The organism is Arenibacter lacus (genome assembly GCF_008711145.1).
In the GTDB taxonomy this organism is placed as follows: Bacteria; Bacteroidota; Bacteroidia; order Flavobacteriales; family Flavobacteriaceae; genus Arenibacter; species Arenibacter amylolyticus.
Genome location: NZ_VVIN01000081.1, coordinates 1 through 11,639, shown reverse-complemented (window position 1 = coordinate 11,639; position 11,639 = coordinate 1). Strand labels below are relative to the sequence as shown.

At 42.4% G+C, this 11,639-nt stretch carries 7 protein-coding genes; 3 read left to right on the top strand and 4 right to left on the bottom strand.

Features of this window, described 5'->3' with window-relative positions:
- Together F1E73_RS15450 and F1E73_RS15445 are read left to right on the top strand one after the other, a co-directional pair.
- The coding region (locus F1E73_RS15450; RefSeq protein WP_150452441.1) for a putative LPS assembly protein LptD at positions 1–2,253 on the top strand (2,253 nt) is incomplete at its 5' end.
- Between the two features lie 205 nt (positions 2,254–2,458).
- On the top strand, positions 2,459–2,842 hold the full coding sequence (locus tag F1E73_RS15445) for a RidA family protein (protein ID WP_150452440.1): 384 nt from the start codon (positions 2,459–2,461) through the stop codon (positions 2,840–2,842).
- Here F1E73_RS15445 and F1E73_RS15440 read toward each other — a convergent pair.
- The 4 genes from F1E73_RS15440 to F1E73_RS15425 form a co-directional block, all read right to left on the bottom strand.
- The gene (locus F1E73_RS15440) at positions 2,832–3,683 is read right to left on the bottom strand and encodes an N-acetylglucosamine kinase (protein ID WP_086475435.1); all 852 of its coding nucleotides are present in this window, start codon (positions 3,681–3,683) and stop codon (positions 2,832–2,834) included. The genes F1E73_RS15445 and F1E73_RS15440 overlap by 11 nt on opposite strands.
- An 83-nt stretch (positions 3,684–3,766) precedes the next feature.
- On the bottom strand, positions 3,767–4,768 hold the full coding sequence (gene gap, locus F1E73_RS15435; RefSeq protein ID WP_086475434.1) for a type I glyceraldehyde-3-phosphate dehydrogenase: 1,002 nt from the start codon (positions 4,766–4,768) through the stop codon (positions 3,767–3,769).
- Between the two features lie 22 nt (positions 4,769–4,790).
- Positions 4,791–5,777, bottom strand: coding sequence for a 6-phosphofructokinase (gene pfkA / locus F1E73_RS15430; RefSeq protein ID WP_086475433.1), 987 nt, complete (start codon positions 5,775–5,777; stop codon positions 4,791–4,793).
- Between the two features lie 192 nt (positions 5,778–5,969).
- Positions 5,970–10,370 (bottom strand): translocation/assembly module TamB domain-containing protein, encoded by a 4,401-nt coding sequence (locus F1E73_RS15425; protein ID WP_150452439.1) that lies wholly within the window; start codon positions 10,368–10,370, stop codon positions 5,970–5,972.
- Between the two features lie 28 nt (positions 10,371–10,398).
- Between F1E73_RS15425 and tsaD the strand changes: the two genes are divergently transcribed.
- A complete protein-coding gene (gene tsaD / locus F1E73_RS15420; RefSeq protein WP_150452438.1) occupies positions 10,399–11,421 on the top strand; it encodes a tRNA (adenosine(37)-N6)-threonylcarbamoyltransferase complex transferase subunit TsaD in 1,023 nt (340 codons plus the stop codon).
- Positions 11,422–11,639: the final 218 nt, after the last annotated feature.

The following is an 11,639-nucleotide window of genomic DNA, read 5'->3' as shown; positions in this document are numbered from 1 at the left end:
CGCTTTAATTTTGATACCCAAAAGGCCATTATTTGGAATTCTAGAACAGAGCAGCAGGCAGGTCTAGGACAACTGGGCAGTGATGCCATGAAAGTCTATGCCGAGGTCACCAAAAAAGAAAACGACTCCGTTTATTTCCTGAGCAAGGGGAAGCTTACTACTTCTAAGGATACGGTGAACCCGGATTATTACATTAAGATCAACAAAGCAAAGTTTGTACCCAAGAAAAAGGTGATTGCAGGTTTCAGTAATTTATATATTGCCGATGTCCCCACGCCTATAGCCCTCCCCTTTGCCTATTTCCCCTTAACCGTAGGAAGAACCGCAGGGTTAATGATGCCTACCTTTGGAAGCGATCCTGGACGGGGCTATTTTTTACAGAATGGGGGTTACTACCTCCCCATTAACGATTATGTAGACCTTACCCTAACGGGCGACCTCTATACCAATGGGAGTTACGGACTTAGAACGCAATCTATTTACACCAAGCGCTATAAATACCGAGGGAACATTAATTTTAGGTACGAAAACCTTATTACGAGTCAGAAAGGATTTAGCGACTATAGCAGGACCACCATTTACAATATTCAGGTTTCCCATTCCCAGGATCCGAAGAACAATCCCAATTCTCGTTTCCAGGCGTCTGTAAACTTGGGGAGTAGTTCTTATTATAGGAACTCCCTATTACAACAAAACCTGCCCAATACCCAGGTAAACAACTTATCGTCCTCTATCTCCTACTCCAAGACTTTTCCGGCCTATCCGTCGGTAAACACCAGTCTTACGGCCACCCATAACCAGAATACCAATACGGGAGCGGTAGACCTTACCCTGCCCACCCTACAGGCAAGTATGGAACGGATCTACCCTTTTGCTCCTAGGGAAGGAATAAAAAAGGGGATTATTCAGAACGTAAACTTCCAATACAACCTAAACGCCCGAAACAGCATTAGGACCACGGAAGAGGATTTTTTAACCAGTAGAATGTTCAAGGAATCCAAGTTTGGTGCCAGACACAGCATTCCCTTGAGCACTAACTTTAAGGTAGCCAAGCACTTTAGCGTTAGTGTGGGCGGATCCTATGAGGACGTATGGGCTATTGAAACCTTTAAGCGGGAGTACGACCAGGATACCAAGAGATTGGTAGTTACGGATACCATTAGTGGGTTTGACCGTTACCACAAGTACAATTTGAGCACCAGCATTGGAACCACCTTGTACGGAACCTTTAACTTTGGGGAAGACAAAAAGATTCAAGCCATACGCCACGTAATGAGGCCGTCTTTAAGCTATGGGTACACCCCCTCTTTTGATCAGTTTTACGAAAGCTACGTAGACAGCAATAACGAAGAGCGATTTTACAGTAGGTTCGAAGGTACCCTAAACGGCGCTCCAGGCCTTAACAAGTCGAGTTCCATGAGCTTTTCCCTGGGCAACCAGCTAGAGGCCAAGGTGCGCAGTAAGGATTCTACCGCTACAGAACCCAAAAAGATTTCCCTGCTGAGCAACTTAAACCTATCTGCTGGGTATAATTTTGAGGCCGACTCACTAAAGTTGAGTCCGCTAAATATTAATGGAGGAACCAATATCCTGAACAACAAAATGTCTATCAACTTTGGGGCCAGCCTAGACCCCTATGCCATTGATAACAACGGGACCAGGATAAATACCTTTAATATAGACAACGGAGGTAGCCTTTTTAGACTTACCAATGCCAGGGCAAATATTAGCTACTCCATAAGTAGCAAGTCCTTTGGGAAGAAAGATAAAGAGGAAGAGGATTCCAGAAATGAGTACGACTATGTTGCTTCCAGTGGTGGACGGGACGATGACCTTTTTGGAAAGGCCGAGGACTTTAACAATCGACCAGGAGACGACCGGGATGGCGGAGAAGACGTAGAGAACCCCTATTACGGCACTAAACTACCTTGGGACCTACGAATGTCTTACGCAGTAAACTACAGCAACAACAATAGGCAAAACGCCATTGGGAGTCATGCGCTGATGTTCTCCGGGAACATTCAACTATCCCCGAGGTGGAAAGTGGGTGGATCTTCTGGGTACGACTTTAAGAACAAAGGCTTTACCCTTACCCAATTGCGATTTGAGAGGGATTTAAAGAGCTTTAGGATGAACTTTAACTGGACACCCTTTGGAACCTACAAACGCTGGTATTTCTTTATTGGAATCAAGAGCTCTATCTTGCAAGACCTTAAGTGGGAGAATCGTAGTAGACCTACTAGGAGGCGATAAGATTGAATGCTAGAGAGCTAGAGAGCTAGAGAGCTAGAGAGCTAGAGAGCTAGAGAGCTAAAAAATGCTAAATAAATGGTGGTTGCAGCTTCAAGTTGCGCTCCCTCCATCAAACATTGACTTTTCAACCGTTGTTCCGCATACTAAAATCAACTTCTAACTCAAAACCGTATTATCAATATATAAATCCATAAAATCAGAACTCATGAAAAAAATAGTGAACACTACCAACGCTCCAGCGCCGATAGGCCCCTACAATCAAGCAGTTCTTACAGGGAACACCCTATATATTTCAGGACAGATCCCCATTGATCCAAAGACAGGGGAATTGGTGAAGGGCGACATTAAGAAGGAAACGAAGCAGTCTATGGAAAATTTAAAAGCCATTCTCACCGAAGCGGGAATGACTTTTGAAAATGTTGTGAAATCGTCCATCTTTGTGAAGGACATGCATCAGTTCTCACTGATCAACGAAGTATATGGCTCTTACTTTAACACAGAGACCGCTCCAGCTAGGGAAACGGTGGAGGTTGCCAACCTCCCTAAGTTTGTGAACGTTGAAATCTCTATGATCGCTGTTAAAGATTAGCCCTGTGAAATTCTACCAAGCCCTCTATAGGTCTTTGTCTAATAACTCCAAGAACTAAGTCGTTCCTCTGGACTACAGCGGTTAGCTCATCGCGCAGGTAATGGGCAATACTACCCACAAAGCTTACGGGAACCTTGGTAGCCAATTCAAACTGCATAATGTAGTTATTTACAAATTGCTGGAAACCTTTATCGATCACCCCTCTACAGTAGGGGTGGTCTTTGTTTTCCACAATAAACCTGGCAAAAGTAGCCAAATAGGTATTTGGATTGGGTTGCTTGTATAGGTTCTCCTTAATTACATCCGCATCCAGATCGTACTCACTGGCAAACTTAGCTGCTAAGTCTTTAGGGATTTTATTAAAATAATAATCACGGATCAATTTTCTACCAAAGAAGTTACCACTCCCGTCATCCATAGGGATATATCCTAGGGAAGTAACTTTTTGATGCAAGCGCTCCCCATCGTAATAACTGCAATTGGAGCCTGTACCTAGAATACAAACTATCCCCTGCTGCCCTACCTTTGTAGTGGCAAAAATAGCGGCATAGGTATCTTCCTTCACATCGGCCTTAGCATTTGGAAAGAACTCCTTAAAAATCTCCCCTAAAAATTTCTTCATCCTATCGGTACCACAACCTGCCCCATAAAAAAACAAATGGGTAACACGCTCCCTGTTTTTAGAAAGCTCAAAATTGTTGGCCAAGCGGTCTTCTATAACAGGCCTGGTCAATACCTCCGGACTAAGTCCTAAGGTCTGTGTCATGAACAACTGATCTCCTGATTCGTCTAAAGCGATCCAGTCCGATTTTGTAGCACCACTATCAACTATCAATATCATAAAGCAATGGTATTAAGAAAAAATCCTGAAAACAAACAAGAATGTTCACCTTCAGGATTTCAAAGTTTATTATAGATCTTATATTATAGAGAATGAACATATTGAGCAAGATCTACCAACTTGTTGGAGTATCCTGCTTCGTTGTCATACCAAGAAACTACTTTGAAGAACTTAGAGTTCAACTCGATTCCCGCTCCTGCATCAAAAACACTAGTTCTAGCATCTCCGATGAAGTCTTGAGAAACAACCGCTTCTTCGGTATAACCTAAAATTCCTTTCATCTCACCTTCAGAAGCTGCTTTAAAGGCCTTTTTAATTTCCTCGTAAGAAGTTTCTTTTTCCAATCTAACTGTTAAATCTACTACAGATACATCAGCAGTTGGAACTCTAAATGCCATTCCAGTAAGTTTTCCTTCCAAAGCAGGAATTACTTTAGTTACCGCTTTAGCCGCTCCTGTAGAAGCTGGAATAATATTTAACAAGGCACTTCTACCACCTCTCCAGTCTTTTCTAGAAGGACCATCTACGGTCATCTGAGTAGCAGTAGTAGCGTGTACTGTAGTCATCAAAGCTTCCTCTATCCCGAAACTATCGTTCAATACCTTTGCCATTGGCGCAAGGCAGTTAGTAGTACAAGATGCGTTAGAAACAATAGTATCGGATGCTTTAACATCTTTATGGTTTACACCCATAACAAACATTGGGGCATCACTGGATGGTGCAGAAATAACTACTTTTTTGGCACCACCGTCTATATGGTACTGAGCCTTCTCTAAGGTAGTAAATATTCCGGTACATTCCGCAACGATCTCAGCGCCTACCTCATCCCACTTCAAGCTCTTTGGATCTTTTTCAGCAGTAATACGAACAGTCTTCCCGTTCACTACCAAGTTTCCGTCCTTAACTTCAACGGTACCATCAAATTTCCCGTGTACGGAATCATACTCCAACAAATAAGCCAAATGCTCAACATCCAACAAATCATTGATGGCAACTACCTCTACATTATCTCTTTGGGCTATGGCTCTAAAAACCAATCTTCCAATTCTTCCGAATCCGTTTATTCCTACTTTTAAATTTGACATTTTCTTCTGTTTTAATATTTAATTATGTGGTCATGATCTCAGAAACCCTCAATAGCTCCTTATCGATCTTAGTGTGTCCCTTTATTGCTTTGCTGATCGGGGTTAGGGTAATGGCATTGTCCTGGATACCCACCATTAGGTTGGTCTTCCCTTCCAATAGCGCCTCTACCGCCTTTACACCCATTCTACTGGCCAGCACCCGATCGAAACAGGAGGGGGCTCCTCCTCTTTGCATATGCCCAAGTACCGATACACGTACATCGTAAATTGGCAAGTGCTCCTCTACGTATTCTTTTAGCTCAAAAACGTTTTTACCGGTCTTATCACCTTCCGCCACAACTACGATGCTGGAAGATTTCCCAGACTCTTTACTGCGTTTAAGCGATTCTAACAATCGTTCCAATCCTAGGTTTTCCTCAGGAATCAAAATCTCCTCTGCTCCTGCTCCTACGCCGGCATTTAATGCGATATGCCCCACGTCTCTTCCCATAACCTCTACAAAGAACAGTCGGTTATGTGAGCTCGCCGTATCCCTGATCTTATCTATACATTCTACCGTGGTATTCAGTGCGGTGTCAAAACCAAGGGTGTAGGTAGTTCCAAAGATATCGTTGTCTATGGTCCCTGGAATTCCCATGATAGGAAAATCGAATTCCTTATTAAAGGTGAGCGCTCCCGTAAAACTACCGTCGCCACCGATTACCACAAAAGCATCTATACCCGCTTCCTTAAGCTTGTCATACGCTATTTGTCGACCTTCCTTAGTTCTGAAAGGTACACAACGGGCCGATTTAAGGATGGTCCCTCCTTTATTGATTATGTTATTTACACTACGGGCATCCAAGACTTTGAAATCGCCTTCCATCATGCCCTCGAATCCTCTATAAATCCCGACGCATTCTATCTTTAAATACGCACAGGTACGTACTACGGATCTAATCGCAGCATTCATCCCAGGGGAGTCCCCCCCAGATGTTAAAACACCTATTTTTCTTATTGTTGAAGCCATTAAATTTTTAAAAAAGCAAAACTAGCAAACTTATTCCAATTATTACAGGACTTTAGCTATAATTTGACAATAAGTCAGCACTAAAACGTTTTCGTTGCGTATTTTTCTTCGGATTGTTAAATTCACAATCAATATAGTAGTGGGAGTGATATTTTACACTAAAAAATATTTTAAGAAAATAGCCCCCTCAGCTTACTTCCCTTTCCCTAATATTTTCAGCAATAATGCCTTAAAACTATCAAAATCTACCTGATAGGAAAGTCCTACTCCCTGGGTATATCCCTGGCGGTCTGCCAAGAACTGCTGAATCTCATTTTCCCTATTGAATATTTTGGCACTCAGGGTACCTTCCTCGTTCAATAAAATCTGAACTTCCACATCCCCGGCAACAACAGTTTCGGACACTCCCCCTACCGGAACCCCTACCCTGCCGTTTAGTAACACCCTATCACTTATTTGGGTGGAAAGGGTTACCCCAATCCTGTTCTCAGTTTGTATATCGGCATTCTTATCCAAAATTCCCTGCTCATAGGAGAGCCCTAGGTTTAATTTATCATTATCTCCCGCCAATACAGAATTTAATAAGCCCGATGCCGATTGCAAGAGGTTCCCCGTAACTGCCTGCTGATTAATTCCCGTCTGCTCGTTTACAAAGGATCCCTGAGCCAGTAAGAACAAGGCATTCCTCTCTGCAATAGTAGGATCTTGCAGGCGGTATTCCAATTCCGACTTCACAATGGAATTGGTCCCGGGGAAATCGATATGCCAATCGATAATCGGACTCTCCAGTTCCCCCGTTAATCGCACTACCACATCGGTAGGAATACGCCGGGTATAGCCTGGACTATCTAACAAGGGAGCCGGATTGGCATTGAGGGAATAAATGGCTTCCATGCTCAATTGGGCTGCCAATGGATCCCGTTCCCAGGTAATATTCCCCCCGGGTTTCACTCTAAACGTCTTATCTATAATACCCCCAAACTTATAATGGAATTCCCCGGTGACCACCACAAAATCCCCGTACATATTAAATTTACCATTGGTATTGATCTCTATAAAAAGGATTCCCACCCCGGTACCTTTTAGGGAGCTCCCCGTTTTGGTATCCACTACAATCTCTACCTCGGCCTCGGGGGTAACATCTAAGTTAAAGGCCAGTTCTAATCCTTCCACTTCTTTCAAGACCCTTTGCGGGGCATCGTCTCCATTTTCTTTTTTCCCCACAAAATTGATAAAGGAGAAATCGCCCACACTAGCCACATCGCTAATCGGAATTTTTAGGGAAGTCCCTTTTGCCGTCTCCCCATCTACCTTAATAGTAAGTGCAGTGGTAGGCCCATAAATCCTCCCTCGGCCGTTTAAGTAACCCGTACCATAGTATAGCACCTCTTCCTTAAAGGGAGTATTTAATATTAAAAAGCGGTTATTGTCCGTATCTACATTTAGATCCAAACTCCAATCCCTAAAGAAATTATGGGTAATGGTACCATCCAAGGTGGCATTGGTCCTCATATCGATATCCGTTAACTTCACCTCCTGAAAGTGGAAGGAGCGCTCGGTAAGTCTAACTTTTGAGAAAGGCGCAAAACTATAGTCCACGTTTAAATAGGGAATGGCAATACCGGCCTTGTCCAAACTTAACAATCCACTCATAATAGGATTGTTCAAAGGTCCCTTTAATTGGGCACTTCCCTGCAACATTCCACGAATATTGGTAATAACCCCTTCGCCTAGCGGACTAAAAGGCTCTAACGAAAAGTTATTAAAGTCCACGATAAGATTTGCCTGCGGATCGATGTCAACGTCATCTATAATATTCCCCACCACACTGAGTCGCTCCTCCCCATTTTGCACCAGGGTAGAATTCACCACAAAACTTGTTAAGTCCTTATTCCCCACTATCCCGACTCCCAAATCACCCAAGGTGAATCCGTTAATACCCAGTTCTGTGATCCGCAAATTGGAGGACGGCAGGTATATATTGTCTTTTTGCAGTAAGTTGAGGATGCCGTTCACCTCCCCATTTAACTTAAGACTATCTATTTCCGGAGTAATTTTTTCCAAGGAGACATTACTAAATTGCAACTGCACATCCTTAAAGGTGGAGTCGGCCAACTGCCCCCTTAGCCTAATCTGCTCCTTATCATTATGGTTCATCACCATTTCTTGAATCACAATGCTATCTAGGGTACTATTGATTACCACCTTGTTTTTACTATTCCCTTCTTTGTTCAGTATCCATTTATTCCCCTTAAAACTAAGGTCGGACGTTTTTAGACCGATTACGGATTTCTTCTCCTCATTAAAAGTATGGTAGAAGTTTAGGTTATAGCTATCGTTAAAATCGCTCCCTCCCTTAAATTCCGTCCTAAAGAACAAGGTATCCTTTAAGGTGGTATTAATCAGGTTAAAATCCTTCACATCGTAATAGGGTGTTGCCATATCCGCTACGGATACATAGGTATTGAACAGCGGGTTCTTATTATCTATCCTAACCTCTATACCGTCTAGCTCATTCCCATAAGCCTTGATGCTGGGTGATTTAAAGCTTAATTTAAAATCACCTTCATCAGCAATAATATTCCCTCTTATAAAGGTGTTGGGATCGAACTTTACCTCGGGAAAAAATACATCTACAATTTTGTTGTATATCTTAAAATTAAAGGCGAGTCGCTGATTCCCGGAAATTTTAAATGGCCGATAATTGGTATAGATGCTGCCCAGCGAGTTTTGTAGCAACCTACCCATTTCATTCACCTTAAAATTCCCTTTTAGGTAACCCGTAATGATATCCGGGGAATTAATATCGATAATCCTAGTGGTATCATTCTCAAAGGTGGACGATATCTTAAAGTCATCAAAATAGTAGGTGTCGTTTACATTTTGAAAAACGGTTTTGCTAAAATTGATATCTCCCGCAATATCATCTAAGGAATTCCCAGTAATATCCATACTGATATCCCCTTTAAAAATGGAAACACTATCCTTGGTGAAATTCAACTTTTTTAGATCGGCATAATCTACCGAGGCAATAAAATTGAAATTATTCCTATTCTCCTCAAAATCGGCCAGCCCCTTAAACGAAAACTTAATATTCTCATCGGCACTCAAAAGGGATCCATCAAAAAGCTGCTCCTTTAAAATCCCCGATACTTTAAGGTTTTTGTAATCATACCCGTTAAAATTAAGGGAATACACCTCCCCGATTACTTCCGTATTAAGGGTTTCCTTAACAAAGCCCCTACCCTCCACATTAAAATCCAGGTTGGTTAGTCCCACCTTATCATTCTCTATCAAATCCCCAAGATCAAAATCTATCAGCGCCACAAACCCCTTATAGGAGGCGTTGTCTATATGATCTATTTCCGATAGCTCCAGATCCACATAGCTACTCCCTATAAGCGTTTGGATATTGGCCCTGGTCTTTATGGAGGTTTGGGTGATATCTGCATCCCCACGGATGGTGAATTGCCCCAGCTTTTCTATGGAGGAAGGCAGTACATCCCCTAAAACATTGGGTAGCAAGGCCCTTAACTCGTAGTAACTAGAGGTAACATTCCTCATGTTTGCCTTTAGGGAAAAATTACCATCAGGTTTAAAAAGATCCTTAAAGGTAAAGTCGCCCCTAATCCCCGTATTCTCCATATTTAAATAGAGGTTATTGGTATTTAGGTTATTCAGCACCCCATCTACCTGAGAGGAAAAAAGCACTATTTTATCACTACCAAACTGATCGTACATGAGATTGATCTCGTTTAAAGCCACGGTAGACTCTACAAACTCGGCGTCTATTTTCACCTTGTTCATAAAATCGGCCAAATCTTCCCGCTCATAATCAAACACTACATTTCCTGCTAATTGGGATTGAGCGGTTTTTACAGCAAGGGAATCAAAACGCATTTGCTCCCTAGTGTACTTAAAGTCCGTGTTCAACTTTTCTACGATTAACCCCCTTCCGCTCTCAAAGGACATCCCATTAATACTGGCAACTACCTCCGGACCCGTAATATTAAAATTGGCTGCGGATATATTGAGATCCTTAAAGCTCAGTATTTCTGGCCCTTCCTTATTCTCATTGATAAGTTTAAAAAGACTCTTGGAAATGTCTACCTGGGAAGAGGAGAGAATAAAGGGCGGGGAATTGGGATCCCTGGGCTTATCATCGTCCAGCTTATCCACAAAAACCTCCAGATTGGTATTACTTTCGTCCTTATAGGTCCTGAGTTTAAAATTTAACTCCTCTATATTGATATCCCCAAATTCCAAATTTCCATTTATCAAATTCCCAACATCCAGGATGGAAGTCCGCAAGTTCCCGATATAAAAAAGGGTATCCTGCTTATAATCCTCCACAAAAACCCCATTGAGGGAAGTTTGCCAGGTAATAAGCGATAATCGCATGCGATCTATATGGATATGGGTACCAAACTGAGCGTTAATTGCCGCAGCGGCATATCTGGCAAATCCGGTTTGTACAAAGGGAAGAGAGAGCAACAAACTACCCAGTACTCCTAAGAGTACGAATACTAAAAATACTCTGACTAGAAATTTTCTTAATTTTTTGATAGGGTTTAATGTTTTACCTTTGTACATTCAATTTTTATTCCAAATTCCAAAACAAGTGGAAAATAAAGCTACATATATTCTTGCCATAGAATCTTCCTGTGATGACACCTCCGCCGCGGTGATGTGGAACAACAGTGCCCTAAGCAATGTGGTGGCCACCCAAAAAATCCATGAGGAGTACGGTGGGGTTGTTCCAGAACTTGCCTCAAGGGCGCACCAGCAAAATATTGTTCCAGTGGTACACCAAGCCTTAGCTAAGGCAAATATCGATAAAAATCAGTTATCTGCCATAGCTTTTACCCGCGGACCGGGACTAATGGGATCTTTACTGGTTGGCACCTCTTTTGCCAAGTCGTTAGCACTGGGATTAAACATCCCATTAATTGAGGTGAACCACATGCAAGCCCATATATTATCGCACTTTATCGCAGAAGACAATTATCAGTCGCCCAGCTTTCCGTTCCTCGCTATGACCATTAGCGGCGGGCATACCCAGATAGTTTTAGTGAAAAGTTATTTTGAAATGGAAGTTATTGGGGAAACTTTGGATGATGCAGTGGGCGAAGCGTACGACAAAAGCGCAAAAATTTTAGGGCTCCCCTACCCAGGAGGACCCCTGGTAGACAAATATGCACAAATGGGCAATGCCAAGGCCTTTCCATTCCCAAAACCCAAAGTAGAGGGACTAAACTTTAGTTTTAGCGGATTAAAGACCAGCATCCTATATTTTATACAGCGAGAAACTAAGAACAACCCTAATTTTATAGCAGAGAATAGGGATGATATTTGCGCTTCCATACAGCATACCATCGTCCAAATTTTAATGGATAAGCTTAAAAAAGCTGTTAAGCAAACGGGCATAAAGCAGGTTGCCATTGGCGGAGGGGTATCTGCCAATTCTGGAATAAGACAAGCCTTAAAGGAAGCAGAAGACCGTTGGGGCTGGACTACCTACGTACCAAAATTTGAGTACTGCACAGACAATGCCGCGATGATAGGAATCGTAGGTTACTTAAAATATAAGGAACAGAGTTTCTCTGACCAGGATATCACCGCCCAGGCACGCTATGTAATATAGGCCGTTCAAGAAAGTGATAACAGCGCCTTAGTGGCCCTCTAGCGCTTTTTACCAAGGTTGCGGTAAATTAGGCTAGTGCGATATGGCACAGACTATGAGGGCTAAATCTGTTAGCAAAAAAGATGTTTCCGTGCTCCTTTATTTTTAAAACTACACAAATCAACGAAAAACCAGATCCAAGCAATGCAGTTATTTTACCATCCCGATATAGACGAAAC

Coding starts and splice junctions, on each gene's coding strand:
- pfkA (WP_086475433.1), bottom strand. CDS start 5,777: ATGGCTTCAACAATAAGAAAAATAGGTGTTTTAACATCTGGGGGGGAC.
- F1E73_RS15445 (WP_150452440.1), top strand. CDS start 2,459: ATGAAAAAAATAGTGAACACTACCAACGCTCCAGCGCCGATAGGCCCC.
- F1E73_RS15440 (WP_086475435.1), bottom strand. CDS start 3,683: ATGATATTGATAGTTGATAGTGGTGCTACAAAATCGGACTGGATCGCT.
- gap (WP_086475434.1), bottom strand. CDS start 4,768: ATGTCAAATTTAAAAGTAGGAATAAACGGATTCGGAAGAATTGGAAGA.
- F1E73_RS15425 (WP_150452439.1), bottom strand. CDS start 10,370: ATGTACAAAGGTAAAACATTAAACCCTATCAAAAAATTAAGAAAATTT.